At 64.0% G+C, this 21,525-nt stretch carries 14 protein-coding genes, 1 tRNA gene and 1 pseudogene; 4 read left to right on the top strand and 12 right to left on the bottom strand.

The features are described 5' to 3' along the window. The first annotated feature begins 19 nt into the window (after positions 1–19). Positions 20–1,012 carry a hypothetical protein gene (locus ACQ66H_RS08350; RefSeq protein WP_430433615.1) on the top strand — a complete coding sequence of 331 codons (993 nt, stop codon included), beginning with the start codon at positions 20–22 and terminating at the stop codon, positions 1,010–1,012. Positions 1,013–1,044: 32 nt separating this feature from the next. Here ACQ66H_RS08350 and ACQ66H_RS08345 read toward each other — a convergent pair whose 3' ends face one another. The 7 genes from ACQ66H_RS08345 to ACQ66H_RS08315 all read right to left on the bottom strand — a co-directional run bounded on the left by ACQ66H_RS08345 (position 1,045) and on the right by ACQ66H_RS08315 (position 13,267). After that, positions 1,045–3,399, bottom strand: a complete 2,355-nt coding sequence (locus ACQ66H_RS08345; RefSeq protein WP_430433614.1) for a GmrSD restriction endonuclease domain-containing protein — start codon at positions 3,397–3,399, stop codon at positions 1,045–1,047. A 15-nt stretch (positions 3,400–3,414) separates the two neighbouring features. After that, on the bottom strand, positions 3,415–8,268 hold the full coding sequence (locus ACQ66H_RS08340; protein ID WP_430433613.1) for an FtsK/SpoIIIE domain-containing protein: 4,854 nt from the start codon (positions 8,266–8,268) through the stop codon (positions 3,415–3,417). A 27-nt stretch (positions 8,269–8,295) separates the two neighbouring features. Then, positions 8,296–8,832, bottom strand: coding sequence for a hypothetical protein (locus tag ACQ66H_RS08335; protein WP_430433612.1), 537 nt, complete (start codon positions 8,830–8,832; stop codon positions 8,296–8,298). Beyond that, complete coding sequence (locus ACQ66H_RS08330) at positions 8,826–10,385, bottom strand: hypothetical protein (RefSeq protein ID WP_430433611.1); 1,560 nt, start codon at positions 10,383–10,385, stop codon at positions 8,826–8,828. Before ACQ66H_RS08330 ends, ACQ66H_RS08335 begins: the two co-directional genes overlap by 7 nt. Beyond that, positions 10,382–12,286, bottom strand: a complete 1,905-nt coding sequence (locus tag ACQ66H_RS08325) for a hypothetical protein (protein ID WP_430433610.1) — start codon at positions 12,284–12,286, stop codon at positions 10,382–10,384. The genes ACQ66H_RS08330 and ACQ66H_RS08325 overlap by 4 nt, the downstream gene beginning before the upstream one ends. Beyond that, the gene (locus ACQ66H_RS08320; RefSeq protein ID WP_430433609.1) at positions 12,270–12,827 is read right to left on the bottom strand and encodes a helix-turn-helix transcriptional regulator; all 558 of its coding nucleotides are present in this window, start codon (positions 12,825–12,827) and stop codon (positions 12,270–12,272) included. The genes ACQ66H_RS08325 and ACQ66H_RS08320 overlap by 17 nt, the downstream gene beginning before the upstream one ends. Before the next feature lie 350 nt (positions 12,828–13,177). Then, a tRNA-Ser gene (locus ACQ66H_RS08315) sits at positions 13,178–13,267 on the bottom strand. Between the two features lie 140 nt (positions 13,268–13,407). On the opposite strand from ACQ66H_RS08315, the gene ACQ66H_RS08310 reads away from it, so the two are divergent. Continuing rightward, complete coding sequence (locus ACQ66H_RS08310; RefSeq protein ID WP_019918708.1) at positions 13,408–14,097, top strand: Bax inhibitor-1/YccA family protein; 690 nt, start codon at positions 13,408–13,410, stop codon at positions 14,095–14,097. A gap of 83 nt (positions 14,098–14,180) precedes the next feature. Here the strand turns inward: ACQ66H_RS08310 and rlmD are convergent, their stop codons facing one another. Continuing rightward, positions 14,181–15,503 carry a 23S rRNA (uracil(1939)-C(5))-methyltransferase RlmD gene (rlmD, locus tag ACQ66H_RS08305; RefSeq protein ID WP_430433608.1) on the bottom strand — a complete coding sequence of 441 codons (1,323 nt, stop codon included), beginning with the start codon at positions 15,501–15,503 and terminating at the stop codon, positions 14,181–14,183. An 81-nt stretch (positions 15,504–15,584) separates the two neighbouring features. Here rlmD and ACQ66H_RS08300 point away from each other — a divergent pair, with 81 nt between their 5' ends. Then, positions 15,585–16,712 carry a JmjC domain-containing protein gene (locus tag ACQ66H_RS08300; RefSeq protein ID WP_430433607.1) on the top strand — a complete coding sequence of 376 codons (1,128 nt, stop codon included), beginning with the start codon at positions 15,585–15,587 and terminating at the stop codon, positions 16,710–16,712. After that, the gene (locus ACQ66H_RS08295) at positions 16,651–17,193 is read left to right on the top strand and encodes a hypothetical protein (protein ID WP_430433606.1); all 543 of its coding nucleotides are present in this window, start codon (positions 16,651–16,653) and stop codon (positions 17,191–17,193) included. The genes ACQ66H_RS08300 and ACQ66H_RS08295 overlap by 62 nt, the downstream gene beginning before the upstream one ends. Before the next feature lie 468 nt (positions 17,194–17,661). Here ACQ66H_RS08295 and ccmI read toward each other — a convergent pair whose 3' ends face one another. The 4 genes and pseudogenes from ccmI to ACQ66H_RS08275 all read right to left on the bottom strand — a co-directional run bounded on the left by ccmI (position 17,662) and on the right by ACQ66H_RS08275 (position 21,501). Further along, a complete protein-coding gene (gene ccmI / locus ACQ66H_RS08290) occupies positions 17,662–18,504 on the bottom strand; it encodes a c-type cytochrome biogenesis protein CcmI (RefSeq protein ID WP_430433605.1) in 843 nt (280 codons plus the stop codon). Then, positions 18,501–18,974 carry a cytochrome c-type biogenesis protein gene (locus tag ACQ66H_RS08285; protein ID WP_430433604.1) on the bottom strand — a complete coding sequence of 158 codons (474 nt, stop codon included), beginning with the start codon at positions 18,972–18,974 and terminating at the stop codon, positions 18,501–18,503. Before ACQ66H_RS08285 ends, ccmI begins: the two co-directional genes overlap by 4 nt. Before the next feature lies 1 nt (position 18,975). Beyond that, positions 18,976–19,503 (bottom strand): DsbE family thiol:disulfide interchange protein, encoded by a 528-nt coding sequence (locus tag ACQ66H_RS08280; protein WP_430433603.1) that lies wholly within the window; start codon positions 19,501–19,503, stop codon positions 18,976–18,978. After that, positions 19,500–21,501: pseudogene (locus tag ACQ66H_RS08275) on the bottom strand (heme lyase CcmF/NrfE family subunit). The gene ACQ66H_RS08280 and the pseudogene ACQ66H_RS08275 overlap by 4 nt, the downstream one beginning before the upstream one ends. Positions 21,502–21,525: the final 24 nt, after the last annotated feature.

Raw genomic sequence — 21,525 nt, 5'->3', positions numbered from 1 at the left:
TCAGGAGAGGGAGCAGCCGATGAGCGTGGACGACCCGAAATCGAATCCTCCCAACCCCTGCCCCATTTGCTCCAAGACCCGCAGGCTGTCCGAGCACCTCATTGAGGTGGGCCTGGCCGCAAACTACCTAGGGAACACTTCGACCTATGTAAGTGAACATGGCACGGCGACCATACGGACGGAGACCATTGGAGATTGGTTGAAGCTAGCCGCCCAGCTCGAGAAGGTCGAAGTCAACACCTGGAAGTTTGAATCCTCAGACGCGGGCTTCTATTGCGGCACAGCCGCCGACAATATCGACGCGCATTCGGAGCACTACACAAGTCACGCTACGGCGCTAACTCGCTTCGTGTTCGTCTGTAATGGATTTGAAGAGGCATATCGCTTCATCGATCATCTCTACGCCCCACTGGCTGCGGCAAACGGTGTGGCTAAGAAGGATCTCAAGCGAACCACCAGCATGCGGGCCATCGCGTTGCTTGATGATTTGTTCGAACGGGCGGGCCCAAGGAGCACTCCGCAAGATTTCGAACACCACTGCGGCAACTTCATCAGCCTCTTCAACCGATACAAGGTTGAGCACAACGCGTCAGTCGCGGGAATCGAGGCCGGCGCAGAGAAGCTGCCCACGTTCGCACTTCAACTCGTGCGCAACCTTCGAAACCATGTGGCACACGGAACATTCCCCTTGGGGCCACCAGCGGACTATGGCGGCTACGAGGACAGCGAGGAACTGATCCTCATGCTTCGGCATGCATGCCGTGTCGCGGCCCTATACATTCAGATCATCTTCCGCTCGTTCAGTCCAGGATTTGAGTCTTACGACTACAACGTCGCAAAGAGAGCCCGCGGCAAAGAGTTCGCTCGTTTCATTGGCAAGTGCACCCTCGACTACGTCCTGAACCTTCATCTGCAAAGCGACTTTGCCCTGCACCAAGACCACTACGGGATCGACGACGACGACGTGGAAGTCACCGTCTATCGACCTGGAATCGCCCCAACGTCACCCTAGATCGGAAGAGGCCCACGCCAAATCAAATCCGGCTACCGCAGCCAGGGATCGAGCTTGTCGAAGACGCGTTGGCACAGGTGTTCCGACCGCTTGGCGATGAAGGCTGCATCCCAGCGATGCCCACCTTGGCCACGGAACGCGAGCGGGGCTAGATGGGATTGGTAATTCGAAGCCGCGACCAACGTTGAGAGAGACGGCGGAACGCTGCCGATGCCCAGCGCGGCTGCCAATGCGGCACCAGTAGGGCCTGCGGCCGTCGATCCCGGCATTGTGAGGTTCCAGTAGTAGAAGACTTTGTCAGGCCACTCCGAGTAGATCGAAGAATTCACGGCCGTCGAGAGCAGTGTCAGGTTGCCGAGCTTGTCCACGATCGAATAATTGCCTGGGTAGATCGTGGCGTCGAAGTGCCCAGGGAATTTGATCGTCGATGGCTGGTCGCGGGTGGCAACGTGCTCGATCACTTCGTAGCTCGTCAGGTGCCAAGCGCGGCAGTTCAGAAGATCAGCCGAGCTCGCCATGCCATTTGTGAACAGGCCCTCATTGCCTGGGGTGAGGTCGGGCGCCGCGTCGTGAGCCGAGGCGAACAGCGCAAAACGGCAAACCGCCTTGCGGGAATACCAAGCATTCTCTTTGGCTACGTCCACCCAGATTTGCCGCGCGGCGACCGCGTTGGAGGCGTCGTAGATCTTCTGGTTCTCCAATGCCTGTCGAAATGCCGCCTTGACGAACGCCACGGATTGGTTGGCCCCTCCATTGGCAAAAGAGATATTGCCTGCGGTTGACTGGAACAGTGCCCGATAGTCCGAGTCCGGGAATCGGCCTTGCTGCGCGCCCATGTAGAGCGTGAAAAAGGCAGCCGTCGCCTCGCACACTGAAACGAATTCGGCTGCCGCCGCAGCCCTGCTCGCTGCATTCGACTGCGATCGGAGCAGCTTGGAATAGAACACGCTCAGCACAGCATGCGCGAATTGGTGACCAGCGTCCTTGAGATAGAAAACGCACAGCGCGGCGCGGTCAGCTTGCTGCTGCGACAGCCCCAAGGGGATCAAGCGGTCCCAGAGACCAAAGGTGTTCGAGTTTTTCGGCGACCTCCGAGGCTTCACGAACGTCAGGAAATATTCGGCCTGGTCTGCGATGGTCGTGACGAAGTCTACCGACTTCTGGGTTGGAACCCCTGCGGACAACGAGCCCTCGAGGGTGTCCGTCAGCCAATCGCGTTCTTCGCTGAACCTGCGGCTGCGCTCCATCCCATTGAAGACCAACGCCGAGGACACGATCACCTTGTCCGTGAGCTCTTCCTTGTCAGATGAATTGCTCTCGGTCTCAAACACCTTCTCGATGCGATCGACCTGAGGCTTGATGGCCGTCGAATACCCATTGCCCCATGCTTTGACGACCTGCGGCTTGAAAACTTCAAACGCGGTCAGCGGCGTGCCAGTCGCATTCAACGACTGGAACATGTCGAACGCCAAGCCCAGGTCCAGACATTCGATGACGACCAGGTGGCACGAGTTCTTCAAGAAGGCGCATACGGCCAGCAGCAACATCCCACCGTAGTAAGCGGACTGCTCTTCCAAGTCGAGCGAGCCGATATTCGACCAAGTGGGCGGATAGGCCATGAAGCTGAACAGGCTTCCGTCGGCGACGCTGTTCGCCAAAAGCAGGCCGATGGCGAGGGAAGCGTCGGCCGCCTGGACCTCTTCGCTGATCTTCTCTCGAAAGACCCTAAGCACTGAGCCAACACGCTCGTCAGTCGGGATCGAGTCGATGGCGATGCCAGCGATGAACTTCGAGAGGAAGCTCGACGTGTTGGAGCGGTAGAAGTTGTCGATGAGGCCGCTGAGAGTCCACTGATCAGACACAGGATTCGCGGAAACATCGCCTGCCCTGATGATTTTGGGCTTCAAGGCCGGCTGAGCCCCGGTCTTGGTGATCTCCACCGAGAAGAATTTCCGGATGTTGGGCAGCTCGTCGGTGAGCTCGGTCGCCAATGCGTCGAACTCCGTCGCCGAGCCGGCCAAAGCCTTGAGCTTAGGCACCGTTTGGGAGATCTGTTCCGCGATCACGCAGGCAAGCATGGCGATTGAGGTTATGCGCTGCTGGCCGTCAACGACATTCGCAACCTTGGTTAAAAGGTTAGGCGTATCCGAGTGGACGCCCGTCTGCACGTTCTTCTCATCGTGCAAGATGACTGTGCCGAGGAAAATGCTGTTCTCCGGCTTGGTCAGCGTCCGCTTGATGCTCGAAAAAATGTCCTCAATCAGCTTCGTGGCGTTCTCTTCGTCCCACGAGTAGTTGCGCTGGTAGTAGGGCACATAAAAGCCACGCCCGCTCTGCGAAAAGAAGTCGAGCAGGCTGGCGGCATCGTGTTTGAAAGGCTGCGCCACGAAGTTCTCCCTGGGTTACTGATTAGAGTTGTCTTTACAAATGGCGGCCACAGCCGCTTCGATGTCGTGGTCCGACAGGAACGGGGCTTGCGCGAAGACCAAGCCCTGCTCGCCGTTGAGCTTGGCGGCCAGGTGCCCACGACCTAGCAGCAGCTCTGCACCCGGACGATCCAGCGCGATCTTGGATGTAGCCTCGCTGGAGACCTTCAAGATCAATCGGTTGCCCAGGTTCTCGCGAAGCTGCATCGGCATCACGTCCTTGTCGGGGCGCTGCGCCGCGAAGATCAGATGGATGCCGGCCGCGCGGGCCTTCACGCCCAGCCGCTGCACGGCCGCCCCCACCGCGCCCTTGTAAGCATCGTCGAGCATCCAGTCCGCGAACTCATCGTGGACCAAGAAGACCATGGGTAGGCATTCTTCGGCCGAGACTTTGGCGTTGTAGGTCGGCAGATCGCGCGCGCGGGCTTTGGCGAATGCGCGGTAGCGGTCCTCCATCTCCTGCACCAAGGCTTCGAGCACCTCGCTGGCCTTCTCCTTGGTGGTCACGATCTCGTCGCGCATGTGCGGCAAGTCCGCCAAGGGAGCGTAGTTGACACCCATCTTGGGGTCGATCAAGATGAGCTGGGCCAGATCTTTGGAGTTCGTCGCTGCGATGTCCAAAATCAAAGCTTGGATCAGCACCGATTTACCGCTGCCGGTCGCCCCCGCCACCAGCGTATGCGGCTCGTGGGACGAGAGTCCGCCGAACTCCGCGCCGAGGTTCAGATACAGCAGCGCGCCGTTGATCTCTTGGAGGCCCAAGAGGAAGGACGTGTTAATGCCGGCGACATTGCGGTTGAACTCACGGCGGGACCAGAGCTCCCAGAGCGACACGGCTTGGCGTTTGGAGCCGGCGACCGTCACCACGATCTCGCCGGGCTTGGGCTGGACCGTGACGAGGTTGATCGCGTGCGTAGTCAGGAGCTGCGTGCGCTTGTTTTCGATGTCCTCGACGCGCAACCGGTCGGAGCCGGCGAGGCGCACCAAGCAGCCATTGGGCGTCAGCCGCGTCCCGAGGATCGCGGCCTGCAGCCCGTAGCCGTTGAGGGCGGCCTTGAGTTTCTTGGTGACTTCCTGGGACCATCCCTCCCGCTCGGCGTCGGACTGCGCGCCGCCTGCGTATTTGGAGGCGACGAGCTCGGAGAGCGCAGTGCCGAAGTTCGCGGACGGAGCAGGCGATGGCGCCGCCCCCTTGGCCGAAGCGGGCGCCGCGGTGTCGGCTTGGGACACGTTATCCGCAGGAGCGGCAAGCTCTTGCGCAGGGCTGCTGGCCGGCGACATTGCGACGGCCCCCTCGGGCTCTGGAGCAGCTTCGACAAAGGCGTCAGCAACGCCGCTGGCGAGCTGGCCCATGGCGGCTAGCCAGGGCACGCGGGGCGCTGGCCTCTTGAAACCGTGCCCGTCCCAGGGTTGATGAGCACCCAGTCCAGCGCGGGCGTTGAGCCCGCCCGCGCCCTTGGCATAGGCTTCGGCGAGCTTGCGAAGGTCTGGGCGGTCGAATACCTCCTGCCAGGCCCTCACCCCATCGAACTCCTCTAGGAGCTCCTGTTCGGAGGCCGAGGGCGAACCGGCGTCCGAGGTGTGAACGTAGACGTGCGAGTAGCCGCGCAGGGAAATCTCCACGTCGCCCTCGCGAAGCTTCGCTCGGGCGCGCTCCATCAGACCGGTCATCCCCGGCGGGATGTCCGCGTCGATGAGCATGTCAGCCAGCCGGGCAAGCCACACGTCGCGGTCGAGCCGGCCAGGGTCGCCAAAGAGCGCTTCGCGGAACATGCCCAGCGTGGCCAGGAGCTGATCCTTGGAATCACGCCGCGCCTTAGCGAGGCCATCGGCTGCGACGTATTTCGATTCGACGATCGAAATGACCACGCGGACGCCCTCTTCCCGCTCCTCGACATTGAGGGCAAGGATGTCGGCGATGCGGCTCTCGGGCTGCGAGAGCCAGCTCGCGTAGTCGTCAAGCAGGAAGTAGGCGGTCAAGACCTGGCCACCGCCCGCCGCCGCCCTGAACTCCTCGGCGAGTAGATGGCGGCTGAGCACCAGGCCGATCATTTCGCCCGCGGAGACGCCGCGCTTGGCGGCCCGCAGCACGATGTCGCCGGAGACCGACAGCGCATCGCGCTTGGCCTTGTCGGCGGCGGCTTGAATCTCCGAAGCGTCGAGCTGCAAATTCAACTCATCCAGCCGCCGGCGCACCAGCACACCCAACAGGCGCAGCTCGGAGGTCGAACTCACGATCATGTTGCGGCCATTAGTCGAGCCGCGGCGGTAGCGCACGACCGTGATGCCGTTGTGCTGGAGTTGGCGCTTGTCGAGCAGCTCGTCGTAGGTGGCGACCCATTCGGCCAAGTCGTGGGCGTCCTTGATCATCCCGGCCAGGGCGGGGTTCTGCAGCGAGATGCGCCGAGCCGGCAGATAACGCTCTCCAGGCAAGGCGTCCAGCTGGCGGCATACGGCGGCCACGGCGGACACGTAGGCCCAGCCGGAAGCCGTCTGCCAGGGACATGCCAAGAACGTCGTGGACTTGAGTTCGTTTTCGCCCGAGACGCTGCGATAGGACCAGCGCGAGGGGGCATGGTCGAGGTTCGGCCGATCGTTCGTCCAAGGTACCGAGAGCCATTCGGACCGTGCTGCGCGCGAGACCACGTCGTGCAGGAAAGCCACGTCGAAGGCCTTGAAACCCTGAGCGCTCTCGCCAGGCGTCGCCGAGATCGGCGTGACCGAAATGCGCAGCTTCGAGATGAAGTTGTCGCTGGTCTCGCTGACCACGGGCAGATCCGGGTCGTCGCCGACCTTGTTGACCAGCTCGCCATAAACGCTGCGAAGCTTCGCAGGATCCGAGTGGCGGACCGACACACTGCATTGCAGCTTCTCTTCTTCGTGGATCGAAGAAAGCTCGCGCACCATCGCCAGCGGCAGTTCGGCTGCGTCGGCGTTGTAGAGAACGACGCTGAGGTTCGAGGCCTCATGGGGCTGCAAACCGACATAGCGCTCCAAGAGCTCGCGCGCCTGCTTGGCGGCGGCGGCCGGATCCACGTCGGTCATGGCGTCATCCGCGCCGCGCGTGGGCGACTCAAAGAGGCTGTAGCCGTTGACCGTGCTGCTTTCCGAGACCAGCGTCGGCGCGCCGGCCCCATTATGCACGGCGATCTCCGGATAGAACGGGTGGGAGATCTCATCGGAGAGCTCGCGCATGAAGATCTCGCGGTCGCCGTAGAGGATGTTGCCGCTCGAAAGTAGATGGGTCGCGAAACCCGCCACGCGGCGGGACTTCACGGCCAGCGCCTTCATGCGCTCGGGATGCCACGGCGGGATGATCAAGGCAGGGTTGTCGCCGGCCACCCGGGCCGTGCCCACCGACAAGATCTCCGAAACCAGGCGCGAGCGGCAGACGTCGCCCCGGGCCTGCGACATGAGGGTAGACATCAGCGCGCCGAAGGACTCAGCTTGGCGCATAACGGCCTCGCCATGCAGCCCGATGGACACGAAGTCCTCCATCGCCTTGATGTAGTCCTCTTCGAACTTGTCCCAGGACGCCTTGACCTCGTCGCGTTGAGACGGGGTCAGGTATCCGCCCTCCGCCAGATCCTTGATCCGGGACTTGATGTCGGCCCTCAGGCTGCGCAGCTTGTTGGCGGCCGGCACGAGCGATCCGGCGTCTGTGGAGTAAGTGGCCTCCAAAGTGCCGGTATCGAGCAGCGAGACGTTCTGCACCCCGCCCTTCTTGCTCACTAGGCGGCGCGGGACTTCCGTGCAGCCGACCGCGCCCTTCTCCAACAGGCGGCGCATGTCGGCGACCATCGACAAGCCGATGGAAGTGGGCTTGTAGCTCCACAGAAGCTGGGTCTTGGCCAGCACCGTCTCCTTGTCCTTGGAGACCTGGACCAGGGCCACATCGAACTTGATCTGCAAGGCCACGCGCGAAAGAGACGAATTCGGCCGAACCTTGTTCTTCTTGTCGTTGCGAAGCTCCTTCTCCTTGGCGAAGAAGGCCTCGTAGTCAAAGAGCGGGTCGGGCAGGCTCGCGTTGCCGAGGCGTTCCACCTTCCATTCGGCCTTGGAGCCCATGAGCTCCTTCAAGCCGCGATACATAGCCGAGAAGTAGCTGCCGGCATCGTAGTTGAAGCGCTCGCGCCACTCCTTGCGGCCCTTGGCCACGGTGAAACGCAGGATCCGATCGCCCTCGGCGTCGCGCAGGCCCGCATGCAGGCTGTTGACCACGCGGGCGAAGCCATCGAAGAAGTCGTTGCACTCGATCGGCTTGCCGTAGAGCGCCTTCTCCCAACGGGCGCAGAGCTTGGCGTCCTGTTCGAGCAGCCGGCGGTGCTTGACGAAGAATTCCTCGTCGTCCTCGGTGAAGTCGGAGCGGCGCTCGCGCGACTTCAAGTCCTCCAGGAGCTTCCGGCCCTCCTGATCGAGCGAGTTCTCTTGGTCGCAGTCGTGGTCGAAGAAGCGGACTGTGGCGTCGGCCAAACCGAGCTGTTTCTCCTTGGGCTTGTCGAAGGCCAGATAGACACCTTCGGCTTCCCATTCGAACTGGGCCAGTGCGGACGCCGCCTCTTGGTCCCCCGCCGGGGCCGCGGCAAAGGCTTGGAGCGCCAAGCGAGCGGCTTCGTCGATCTCGGCTGCGTTGGCGGCTATGCGCTCGTTCAACTCCTCAGGATCCAGCGGCTGGCCGTTTTGGCGGAGCTTCTTGAGCAGCGGCGCGCGCTGCGTGTAGAGCTTGGCGAAGGCCTTCTGCCAAGGCTTCCGAAGCGCACCGAAGGTCTTAGTATTTGAGAACAGCGCGCTGTCGCGGGGCAGGCCCGCGCACGGCAAGGCGAAGCCCACGGCGTCACGGATAGCCAGGCCCCGGGTTCACATGGCCTCGACAATCTCGGCGCAGAACTCGCCGAGCTGGACGAGGGAGAGCTCGGAAGAAGTCAGCAAGCCGCCTAGGGCCGCCTGGAACACCAGGCGGTCGTCCGGCACGGGCGACAGCCCGCCGGCATGCAGCGCGGCCTCGACCCAAGGCTCCGGGTCGGCGCGCATTTCCTTGGCACCAATGGCCATGACGTGGCCGAGCGTGTCGGCCAAGTTGTGCTCGTTTCCGTTGGCCGTGAGGATCGCCGCCTTGGCGGTCGTGGCGTTGTTGCGGACGTAGCCGGCGTTGTGCGAGATCAGGATCTCGGGCGGAAGGCCTTGTCCATCGACCAAAGCCTCGGGAATCATGAGATCCACGTGGGCAAGCAGATCGGGATTGGCGAGGATCGCCCGTGCCACTGACGCGATCTGGTTTGACGACAGCTTGTCGAGCCGGAAAAGCGCGGCGGAATCCCCCGGCTGCCCCGAGTTGAATATGCGCTTCGCGAGGATATCCGCGCCGACGCGCCCGATGATTCGGTCGGTCAGCATGCGGCCTCTCCCTGGAACGCGAACGGGTTTTCAACGAACGAGCAGGAGTCGGAGAGCCTGCGGACCAGGCCCAACCCCACGAGACGGGCTTCCAGGTTGTCCCGGTTCTCGCTGAGCTCCTCTTGGTCGACGAGCTTCGCGTCGAGCAGCCGCGCGCCTTCAGCGTCGCCAAGGACCAAGCCGTAGCGACGCTTGGCTTCGGCCAGAAACTCGTCGAACTGCATGCGGTCGTCAACGATGGCCACCACGATCGACTTCAAAAGCCGGTCGTTGGGGGCGTAGCGCGTGCGCCGCGAAAGGCGGCGCGAGCTCAGGCCGATCGCCCGCGACCAGGACGCGTGGATCTTGCCGACGTGTTGCTCATGACGAGCCAGAGCCAGCTCAACGAGCTTGCCGACCAACACGTCCGGGCTCTCGCCGGAATAGTCCTCATCGTCTCCGTCATCGGCCGTCGGCCACTGGAAGCGCTCGCGCATGAGCCTCACTCGCTCGGCTTCTGCAAACTCGCTGGAGGCGGCTTTGGCCCAGAGAGCGTCCATGCGGATCGACTCGACATAGGCGCGCACCGCCTTAGCGGGCAGCCCTTGGTTGAGCTGGTAGCTGTCGCCGGAGAGCGCCCGAACCTTCGTACGCTCCTTGGAGACGATTTCGCAGACGATCTCGACCGGGTCGTCGTCGCCTGCCACGCGCTTGGCCCGCTCCAGGAAGTAGAGCAGCATGTTGAGGCCGGAGATGGCAATCAGATGCTCCAAGGCGTCGTAGATCGGCATGTCTTTGCCCAGGATCGACAGCCAGTCTTCGCAGGTCTGGTCGAAGCGCGGGTTGGCGGCCTCGGGCAGGTAGCCCGACTGCCGGGAGTCTTCGGCCCGCTGCGGCGCGCCTTGCATTGCGCGGGCGAGCCGATTCATCGGCGCCTCGCGATCGAAGAGGCGCTTAGAAAGCAGATCGCCAAGTTCGGCGCCGCGCTTGGCCCGCGTGAGCATGATGTAGAGCAGCTCGCCGGTGCGGGCGAAAAAGCGCCGGTCGTTGCTCATCTTGCCCTTGGAGTCGATCTCCAAGTCCTCGTAGAGGGCGTCCGGGCCAAAAGGGAAGACGAACTTTGAGCTCCAGCGCTTGTTGCTACGCGACTCGAAGGAAGACGAGCGCAGCAGCTCAACGGCTTTGGCGAAATCATCGAAGCTCGCGAACGAATCGCGCAGGTAGGCCATGTCGTCGGCGCCATCGCCATTGCCGGTCGAGCCTTGGGCGAACTTCTCGAACCACTGCCGCCACTTCTCCTCGTCGGGGTGGGCGCTCTCGGAGATGGATTCGACGTAGGGGTTGTTGAAGAGCAACCCTCGGAGGCGGATCTGGCGTTGAGGCTGGAACTTGAAGGCTCCACCGAGGCCCTCGTGCGGGCGCAGCGGCTTGTCCAGGTTCGAGCCCAAAGCGCCGAGGAACTCGAGCACCGTCAAATGAGGGAGCTGCTCGTCGTAGAGGCGGTGGCCCCAGATGTTCTCGTTGACGGTGAAATCGACGCTCTTGATCTCGGGGCGTTTGAAGATCTCGCTCATGCCGGGGCCCTCACGGTCACGGGGCGGGTGAAGCCGCGGCCTCCCGGCTCGATGTCGATAAAATTGAGCGTCAAGGCCGACGCCTCTCCTCCGACCTCGTCGTCGTCGCTGGCAAAGCCGGCCTTGCGAACAATCTCCGCCTTGCGCAGCAGCTTCGCCTTGAAGGCCAGCAGGTCTTCGAGGCATTCGTTGGAGAAGCTCGCCGGCAGCGCGCCTTCGGCGACGCGCGCGAGGAACTCATGGCGGATGGGCGTGAGGTCGAAGGCCACCGAGTTGCCAGGGCCAGGCGAGAGCGAGACATCGAGCTGCGGGCGACCGGTCTCCTCGTCGAGCTTGATGGCCATGCCCACGCCGCCCTGCCTGCGCGAAGGCGTCTCGTGGTCGCAGAGCACGCTCACACGGCTTTGTGTGAAGCCGCCGGAGCTGGCGATAAAGATGCGGTTGACGTTCTCCAAGAGCAGTCCCGTCATGACCCGGTTCAAGCCCCGGGCGATGCGCCCGCGCGTGGTGTCGCTCACGGGCCTCTTGACCTTGAGCGATTCGATGATGTCCAGGTAGTCTCCCGCGAAGCGGAAGGCCGTCATCGACCATCGGGGGTAGCCTGGTTCGGACTCGGGCAGCGAGAAATAGAGCCGGCGGCGCTGGTCCTCCAACATCTCCATGAACTCGGTGGATCCGCCTTCCAGGCGCGCGCCTTCGTGGCCCTCGAGGTAGGCGTCTTGGGCCGCGCGGAAATCCGCGGTCGCGCCGTAGACCGGGTTGACGGCAACTAGGCGAGCGAAATCCTCTTGCAGCCGCGAGTCGTCTTTGCCATAGACCAGCAGCCCGTCGGCCGCGTTGGTCGTTTCCTCGCCCACGCCGAAGCTCGCCATGGCTTTGAAGACCGGGCGGTCGGAGGCCCTGCGCTTGGGCAGGTTCGCGCCGAAGGCGTTGGCGTAGACGCTGGCCTTGCCGATATTCCCGCTCTCTTGGATCTTGGGCACATCCGCGCAGGTCATCAGGTTCTCTTTGGCCAGCTTCGCATCCGCGAAGCCCAAGACGATGTTGGAGCACAGCGCCAAAAGGTCGCGCACGGGCAGGTGCAACCCGTTGAGGCGGGCGATCTCAACTAGGTCGCCGAGTCGGCCGGCGAGCTGCCCTCCATCTGCTTCGCCAAGAAGGCGGCGACGGTTCTCATCGATCGGGCAAACCTTGTCGCCGGCCGTCAATGAGCAACGCGAGCAGTTGTCCCAATCGGGATGCCCCGCGACCGCCCTGGCGACTTCATCGAGCGTCTTTCGGCTGGTGGAGCGACTGAGGTCGAAGACGGCCAGGCGTTCGGGCGCTGGACCGGCTTGCAAGAAGCTCTCTTGCAAAGGCTTCCGAAGCGGATGGACGCGGTCCTGCCGCCGGCCCAAGTCGCGAAGGCGATCGAGGAGTTGGCCATGGTTGGCAGCCAAGATCACGATCTCAGAGTCGTCCCCGCCCAGCACCGACTTTTCGAGGCGTTGCAGTGGCAGGTCGCTCTCCTGGCCGTTGAATTCGGAGAGATCCTTGATGAAAACCGCCAGGCGGCCATCGGCTAGGCGATGTTCCTTGACGTTCTCCTTGCCCGCCCAGACCTTCGGGTCGCCGCCGACTCGAGCCCACAGAGCCCGGCAGTGGTAGGTCTTGCCGTCTCCAGCTGTTCCGGCGATCAACAAAGATCCAGGCACCCTGGACTCGATGTGCGTGACCATGTCATCGAGCAGCGGCGTTGACAGGCTGATCGGCTGGACGTTGGCGCGGCGCAGCGCGCCCGACACGTATTCGTCGAACATCGTCAGGTTGTTCGGCGTCGGGCCATAACTGCGCAGAAATCGAACCCAGGCCGATGCAGGCATGAGTTCCTTAGCATCGTGAGAATCAAACAGCGAACGCACTTAACCCTCCGAAGTACCAGTTGTCGCGGTAGTAGATGAGCCGCTGCGGCGAGATTTCGCGTTCGGTTTCCTGATCGGTGCCGCGTGCGTGGTAGCGGATGACCATGCGCTTGCGGCGCAGCAGGGCCGAGCCGACCGCCTGGAAGTGGCTGAGTTGGAAGCGGCGCGCGCCGACTGTTTCGATGCGGATGCGCTTCTTCACCTCTTCCGCCAGGTTGTAGGCACTGCCGAGCAGGCCGCCGATATCGAGGTTGGCGAGCAGGTGCTGCAGGGTGAGCGGCACGTGGATCTCTTCCGCCGAGAACCGCAAGCCGGGCAGTTCGCGCTGCGGACCGATGCGCTGACATTCTCTCTCGAAGCGGTAGCCGCCCAGATCGCGATCGAACACGACGGGCGCGTGCAGCCTGTCCTTCATGTAGGCGAGGTCGCGCTTCAGCGTCGCCCACGACACGCCGAGCTTTTCTTGCAGTTCGGCGCGCGGCACGGCCGTGCGGCCGGCGAGTAGCTGGTCGATGCGGTAGATGCGCTCCATGGCGCTCATGCCGTGTCTCCGTGTTCCTGGCGGGCTGATGCCCGTTCGCGTGAGCTCAGTTGTCGAGCCTTGTTGCCCGCATAATGCCCTGAGCGCTCCGCGGAATCGCGCGCAGCGTCGCTCGCTCAGCCTTTTGGATGATGCGGCGAGAGCTCTTTCCCAGCCCGCGGCCAAAGCGAAGACACGGCACGCACAGGTACCCTGTGAAGAGATTTCACGCTGCGCCTCTCTCCGGCGCCAAGCCACGAGGGGACGGACCAGGGGGATCGATGGGGCGTCGGTTGGGTGCGAGACGCTTCCTGAGCGCTTGCCGGGCACAACGCGGCCGCGGCGAGGAGTAACGCGGTGCTGGGGAGATTTGGCGGAAGCGGTGAGATTCGAACTCACGAACGCCTTGCGACGTTGCCGGTTTTCAAGACCGGTGCATTCAACCACTCTGCCACGCTTCCTGGATGCCGCCTGTCATGCGCACAATGGCGCCAGACAAGGGTTACGGATGAGGCGCGCAGTCTAGCATGATGAGCAGCGTTGAAACTTCGCACCCTGTGCGATAGTCTTTAGAACACTAATCATCCTTCGGGAGACATTGATGCAACCGCAATTCCAGAGCATGCAGACCACCGGTTCGCTGTCCGCCGGCCAGAACCGCGTGCTGCGCAATACCTACATGATGCTCGCCGTATCGATGGTGCCGACCCTGCTCGGCGCATTGGTCGGCGTGCAGATGCGTTTCAGCTTCTTCTCCGGCAGCCCGCTCATTTCCTTCGTGCTCTTCCTCGGCATCGCCTGGGGCTTCATGTGGGCAATCGAGAAGAACAAGAACAGCGGCCTCGGCGTCGCCCTGCTGCTCGGTTTCACCTTCTTCATGGGGCTGATGCTGAGCCGCATCCTGCAGGTGGCGCTGGGCTTCTCGAACGGTGGCTCCATCATCGCGATGGCGGCCGGCGGTACGGCGGTTACCTTCCTCGTGCTGTCGTCGGTCGCCGCAACGACCAAGCGCGACTTCTCGAACATGGGCAGCTTCCTGATGATCGGCATGATCGTCATCCTGCTGGCCATCGTCGCCAACATCTTCCTGCAGATGCCGGGCCTGCATCTGGCGATTTCCGCTGCCATCGTGCTGATCTCGGCCGCCTGGATGCTGTACGACATCCAGCGCATCGTGCGCGGCGGTGAGACCAACTACGTATCGGCGTCGCTGTCGGTCTATCTGAACCTGTACAACATGTTCGTCAGCCTGCTGAATCTGCTGATGGCACTGACCGGTCAGCGCGAATAAGCGAAACACCCCTCAGCCGAGAGCCCCGCGGGCGCGAGCCCTGCGGGGCTTTTTTCTTTGCTGTGCGCGAAGCCGCGGCGGGGTCAGGCGCGTTCGATCAGTGCGATCGACTCGACGTGCGAGGTCTGCGGGAACATGTTGGCGATGCCGGCGCCGCGCAGGCGGTAACCCTTCTGCACGATGAGCACCTCGAGGTCGCGCGCCAGCGTGGCCGGGTTGCACGACACGTAGACGATGCGCGACGGTGCCGTGTCGTCGGCCGAGTGCGGCAGGGACTTCACCAGTTCCATCGCGCCCTCGCGCGGCGGATCGATCAGCATCTTGTCGAAGCGGCCGAGCGCGGCGTAGGACTCGGGTGTGATCTCGAACAGATTGGCGACCGCAAAGCTCGACCGCTCGGTCAGCCCGTTGGCCGCCGCATTGCGCGCAGCGCGCTTCACCAGCGCATCGGCGCCCTCGATACCGACCACGTCGGCGCCGAGCGAAGCGATCGGCAGCGAGAAATTGCCGAGGCCACAGAACATGTCGGCGATGCGCTCGCCTTTCTGCGGCGCCAGCAGCGACATCGCGCGACGCAACAACGAGCGGTTGATGCCGTGGTTCACCTGCGTGAATTCGGTCGGCGCGAACGCCAGCTTCACGCCGAAATCTGGCAGCGAATAGGCCAGTTCGGGCATCGGAATCGGCCAGAACGGCAGCACCGTGTCCGGGCCGCCCGGCTGCACGTAGATGTACAGCCGGTGCGCGTCGGCAAAGGCGCGCAGCGCTGCCTCGTCGTCGGCGGTCATCTTCTCGAGGATGCGGAAAACCAGCACCGTCATCTGTTCTTCGCGCTCGCCGCCGATGGCGACCTCGATCTGCGGCAGTCGGTCACGCAGCGAAAAGCCGTCGATCAGTGTGCGCAGCGGCAGCAGCAGCGCCGACACGTGCGGCGGCAACACCTCACAGGAGTCCATGTCGGCGACGTAGCTCGACTTCTTCTCGCGGAAACCGACCAGCACGCCGCCCTTGCGCGGCACGTAGCGCACCGACAGCCGCGCGCGGTAGCGATAGCCCCAGCCCGGACCGACCAGCGGCGCAAACACCGTTTCCGGCTTGACGCGGCCGACGTGCCACAAGGCGTCCTCGAGCACGCGCTGCTTGGCCGACGCCTGCGCGGCGACGTCGAGGTGCTGCATGCTGCAGCCGCCGCAGTTGCCGAAATGGCGGCAGCGCGGCGTCACGCGCTGCGCACTCGGTTTCACGATGCGGCTGATCTGCGCCAGTTCGTAGGACGCCTTCTTGCGGTAGGGCGAGAAATCGATGGTTTCGCCCGGCAAGGCGCCATCGACGAAGATGACCTTGCCTTCGTAGTGGGTGACGCCGCGACCTTCGTGGTCCAGCGATTCGATGCGGGCGACCGGCATGACGTGTCCTGCGAGAGCGAAAGGGCGCGATTTTACCTGCTGCGTGCGCCGCGGCCGCGCCATCGCGGATAATCCGCACCCATGGACAAGACACTGCTCGGCGGGCTCAGCCCGCGTACCTTCCTGCGCGACTACTGGCAGAAGAAACCGCTGCTCATCCGCGGCGCCATCCCCGGCTTCAACGGCTTGCTGCCGCGCGAGCAATTGCTCGATCTCGCACGCGACGAAGACGTCGAATCGCGTTTCATCGCGCACGACGGCCGCAACTGGGAAATGGAGCGAGGCCCGCTGCCGGCCTCGCTGATCCGGCGCCCGAAAACGAAACCGTGGACCGTTCTGGTGCAGGGCCTGAACATGCTGCTGCCGCAAGCCGACGCACTGATGCGCCGTTTCAGCTTCGTGCCCTACGCCCGGCTGGACGACGTGATGGTGAGCTACGCCACCGATGGCGGCGGCGTCGGCCCGCACTTCGATTCCTATGACGTGTTCCTGCTGCAGGGCACCGGCCGCCGCCGCTGGCAGATCAGCGAACAGACCGACCTCACGCTGATAGAGGACGCACCGCTGCGCATCCTGAAGAATTTCGTGCCCGAACAGGAGTGGGTGCTGGAACCGGGCGACATGCTCTACCTGCCGCCCAAGTGTGCGCACAACGGCATCGCCGAAGGCGAATGCACCACCTACTCGATCGGCTTCCGCACGCCGTCGATGCAGGAGCTGGCGACCGGCTTCCTTGACTACCTGCGCGACGAGATCTGCATGCCCGGCATGTACGCCGACCCCGACCTCGCACTGCAGGCCGATCCGGCCCAGCTGCCGGTGGCGATGATAGACAGGGTCGAGGCGGTGCTGAACACCATCAAGTGGTCGCGCAAGGACGTCGAGGCCTTCCTCGGCGGTTACCTGAGCGAACCGAAACCGCACGTGTTCTTCGATCCGCCGGATGACCTGCTGTCACTGAAGCGTTTTGCGCAACAGGTGTCAAAGCACGGCGCGCGGCTGGACGGCCGGACCCTGCTGCTGCGCAGCGGCCGCCAGTTCTGGATCAACGGCGAGCCAGTGGAACTGCCTGCAGGCAGTATCGACACCCTGCGCGAGCTGGCCAGCGCCCGCAGCGTCGCCCGGATCGCCGACCACGAGGGCACGCTTGACCTGCTCTACGACTGGTATTGCGACGGCTTCCTGCACACCGGAGCCGCCATTGACTGAGGAGACGGGTGTCTTCCGTTTCGACGATCGCGCCGGCTATCAGACAGCGATCGGTGCGTTGATCGCGCAGATCGATCGCTCGCTCGACATCTTCGACACCGATCTGCGCGACACTGCGCTCGATTCGCGCCTCGCGGTCGAGACACTCACCCGGGCCCTCGCACAATCACCGCGGGCCGAGGTGCGCGTCGTGCTGCACGACGCCGGACCGCTGCAACACCGCATGCCCCGACTGTGGACGCTGTGCACCGCACAAGCGCATCGTGTGCGCATACGCCAGACGCCTCGAACACTGCGTCATCTGAGCGAAACCTTCATGCTGAACGGATCGGGCGAAGCGGTGATCCGCACACATCACGCGCACTGGCGCGGCAAACACGTACGCGCCGATGCCAGCGAGATTGCCGGGTACGCAGGTCGTTTTGCTGAAATCTGGGAGGCCTGTTCTTGTTGCATAAGCACAACAAAACTTGGCTTGTAAAACCTTGTTTCCAGCGCTGCAACTTGATCCGTGACGCTCGTGCTACTATTTTGGGCTGATCGAGGTCGCTAGCTCGATCAGGTGTTGTACCGAATTCACGTTGTAGCCAACAGCCAAGGAAACCAAAATGCAAAAGTCCCTCCTCCTCGCCGCCATCCTCGCCGCTGCCCTGGCCGCTTGCTCGAAGCCGGAAGAAGCCCCGGCTCCGGCTGCTGAACCCGCTCCGGCTGCTGCCCCGGCCCCGGCTGCTGAACCCGCTCCGGCCCCGGCCGCTGAACCGGCTCCGGCTGCTGCCCCGGCTGACGCTGCTGCTCCGGCCGCTCCGGCTGACGCTGCTGCCCCGGCCGCTCCGGCTGAAGAGAAGAAGTAATTCTTCTCCCGCGAGAATGAAAAAAGCCGGCTCTGCCGGCTTTTTTCATTTCTGCGCCTGCAACGCCATGCGCGTGCATGCAAGCAGAACCGCTACCATCACTTCGCTGGCGCAGGCGGCACCTCTCCCATGCTTTCCCTGATCGGCTGAATCAACGGCGAATCCGCCGGCAGCAGTTTCAGCAGACGTTCCCAATGCACACGTGCGGCGGCGGCGTCACCCCGCTGCATCGCTGCACTACCGGCCAGAGCCAGCGCCTTCACGTTGTCCGGGTCCAGTTCGAGCGCCCTCTTCAGCATCTGCTCCGGTTCGCCGGCTAGATTGCGCCCCTGCTTCATGGCGACCGCGTCCGCATAATCGGTCCACACCTGGGCGTCGCCATCGACGATCTTCACCAGTCTGGAATAGGCGTCGGCAGCTTCGTCGAAGCGCCCCATCGCAAAGTACGAACGCGCCAGCATCGACCAGCCCTCGGCGTTGTCCGGCTCCGCCTTCATCCGCTCGGCAAGTCGCGCGACCATGGCCTGTATCTGTTCCGGCGTCACCTCACCCTCGGCCTGCGGCGGGCTGCTGCGCGGCGCATCGATGGCCTGCGGGTGACCGAGCGCCAGATACACAGGAACAGCGATCACCGGCACCATCAACGCCGACACCACCGCCACCCAGCGGCCGCTGCCCTTCGCTGAACGCGACTTTGCAGCACCGGCCTCGTCGAGCACCCGGCGCTCCAGTTCGGCGCAGGAAATGCGGTATTGCGCGTCGTCGATCAGGCCGGCCGCCAGATCACGGTCCAGTTCCGCCAGCGCGTCCCGGTGGATGGCGAGCGTCAGCGCGCGTTGCGCGTCCGCCGGTTGAGTGCTGCGGCCGCGCAGCAGCGGCAGGACGACAAAAGCCAGCGCGACGGCAAGCATCGCCGCCGCGCCCATCATGAATGTGGTCAAACCTTGTTCTCCTCGCCGGCGAGCAGCGCGCGGGCGCGCTCGTGTTCATCGGCGCTCAGTGTGTTGGCAACTGCGGCACGTTCGGCACGGCTGCGCAGGCGGCGCAGCAGCAGCACGACGACGATCAGCAGCAAAGCAAAGGGGCCACCCCACAGCAGTACGGTGGTGGCTTTCAGCGGCGGACGGTAGAGCACGAAATCGCCGTAGCGCTCGACCATGAAGTCCTTGATTTCGCCGTCGCTGCGGCCGGCGGCGATCTGCTCGCGCAACTGCTTCTTCAGGTCCATCGCCAGGTCGGCGTGCGAGTCGGCAATATTCTGGTTCTGGCAGACCAGGCAGCGCAGTTCCTCGCCCAGCTTCTGCACGCGCGCCTCGACGGCCGGGTCGTCGGCCAGCGGTTTCGCTTCGTCAGCGTGCAGCGCGGACATCGGCAGCATCAGCGCTGCCAGCAACACGATCAGACTGCGCATGTCAGGACGCCTCGAGCTGCTTGACGCGCGGCAGGATGTCGTCGCGCAGCAGTTGCGGCGTCAGCGGGCCGGTGTGCTTGTAGCGGATGACGCCGGTCTTGTTGACGATGAAGGTTTCCGGCGTGCCATAGACGCCGAAATCGATGGCCACGCGGCCGTCGCGGTCGTGCGCCGACAGCAGATAGGGATCACCGTGTTCGGCCAGCCACTTCATGCCGGCCTCGCGCTCATCCTTGTAGTGCAGGCCGACCATCGGCACCAGCCCGGTCTTTGCCAGCTCGACCAGCAGCGGATGCTCCTGGCGACAGGACACGCACCACGACGCCCACACATTCACCAGCCACACCTTGCCCTTCATGTCGGCCGGCGAGAAGGTCTTCTCGGGTGCCGCCAGCTGCGGAATGGAGAAGGCCGGCACAGCCTTGCCGATCAGCGGGCTGGGCACCTCGCGCGGGTTCAGGTAGAGGCCGGCGAACAGGAAGCCCGCCAGCACCAGGAAAAGGCCCAGCGGCCAGAGATAGCGCTTCATGCGTGCTGCTCCCGTACCGGCGGCGCCACGCCATCGCGCGCGCCCTGTTTCGCGTCACGCTGGGCAAGCTTGCGGTAACGGCGATCGGCGGCGGCGATGATGCCACCCAGCGCCATGATCAGCGCGCCGACCCAGATCCAGTTCACGAAGGGTTTGTAGAAGATGCGGACGATCCAGGCGTTGCCGTCGGGCAACGGCTCGCCCATCGACACATAGACGTCGCGGGTGAAACCGGAATCGATAGCGGCTTCGGTCATCGGCATCTGCGACACCCGGTACATGCGCTTTTCCGGGTGCATCATCGCCACGGGCTTGCCGTCGCGCGTCACTTCGATGCGGCCGCGGGCGGCGTCGTAGTTCGGGCCGTCATGCTCAAAGGCGCCATGGAACTTGAAGGTGTAGCCAGCCAGCGTCGCGGTCTGGCCCGGCGCCATCTTGAGATCGGCGTTCTGTTCGAAGCCCTTGACCAGCGTGATGCCGACGATGCTCACCGCCACCCCGAGGTGGGCCAGCCACATGCCCCACCAGCCACCAGGCAGCGCGCGGGCGCGGGCCATCCAGCTGCCGTCGCCGTTGCGGCCGCGCAGACGTTCGATCAGGTGCTGCACGCTGGTGGCGACGATCCACACGACGGTGAAGGCGCCCAGGCCCAGCATCGCCGTGTAGTGCCCGGTCACCACCATGGTCGCCAGCGTGGCGGCGACGCTCACCGCGAAGGCCCAGCGCAGGCGCGCCACCAGCCCCGGCGCCTCGTCCTTCTTCCAGCGCACGAAAGGACCGATGGCCATCAGGAACAGCACCGGCGTCATCAGCGGCACGAAGACGGCGTCGAAGTAAGGCGCGCCGACCGAAATCTTGCCCATGCCCAGCGCGTCGAGAAAGAGGGTACAGCGTGCCTAGCAGCACCGCCGAAGTGGCCACCGCCAGCAGCACGTTGTTGGCGAGCAGCGAGGTTTCACGCGACAGCAGCGCGAAGCCGCCGCCCAGCCCGACCGACGGCGCGCGGATCGCGAACAGCAGCAGAGAGCCGCCGATCACGAACACCAGCAGCGCCAGGATGAACACACCGCGCTCGGGATCAGTCGCGAAGGCGTGGACCGAGGTCAGCACGCCCGAACGCACGAGGAAAGTGCCGAGCAGCGACAGCGAGAAGGCGGCGATGGCCAGCAGCACGGTCCAGCTCTTGAAGGCGCCGCGCTTTTCGGTCACCGCCAGCGAATGGATGAGCGCGGTGCCGACCAGCCAGGGCATGAAGGAGGCGTTCTCGACCGGGTCCCAGAACCACCAGCCGCCCCAGCCCAGTTCGTAATAGGCCCAGTAGCTGCCGAGCGCGATGCCCAGCGTCAGGAACATCCAGGCCACCGTGGTCCATGGCCGCGACCAGCGCGCCCAGGCGGCGTCGAGGCGGCCGCCGATCAGCGCCGCGATGGCGAAAGCGAAGGCGACCGAGAAGCCGACGTAGCCCATGTAGAGCATGGGCGGGTGGAAGATCATGCCCGGGTCCTGCAGCAGCGGATTCAGGTCGCGGCCATCGGCGGCGGCCGGCAGCAGGCGGTCGAAGGGGTTGGAGCTGGCCAGCATGAAGGCGAGGAAGCCGACGCCGACCCAGCCCAGCACGGCCAGCACGCGCGCCACCATTTCGGGCGGCAGACGGCGCGAGAACACGCTGACCGCCAGCGCCCACAGCGCAAGCATGAAGGTCCACAGCAGCAGCGAACCCTCGTGACTGCCCCAGGCTGCGGCGACGCGGTATTCGAGCGGCAGCGTCGAATTCGAATTGGTGGCGACGTTCAGTACCGAAAAGTCGTTCAGCACAAAGGACTGGATCTGACAGAACAGGGCGAAGGCGACGAATACGAATACTCCCTGCGTCAGCGGTCGCGCGACCGCCATCAGCCGCGCGTCGCCGCGCTGCGCACCGACCAGCGGAACGACGCCCAGCAGCACCGACAGCGCCAGCGCGATCGACAGCGAAAAATTGCCCAGTTCGGGAAACATGATGGCTCCTGCCCGTGAAACGTG

The organism is Methyloversatilis sp., from assembly GCF_965284615.1.
In the GTDB taxonomy this organism is placed as follows: domain Bacteria; phylum Pseudomonadota; class Gammaproteobacteria; order Burkholderiales; family Rhodocyclaceae; genus Methyloversatilis.
This window is presented reverse-complemented; position numbering and strand designations above follow the sequence as displayed.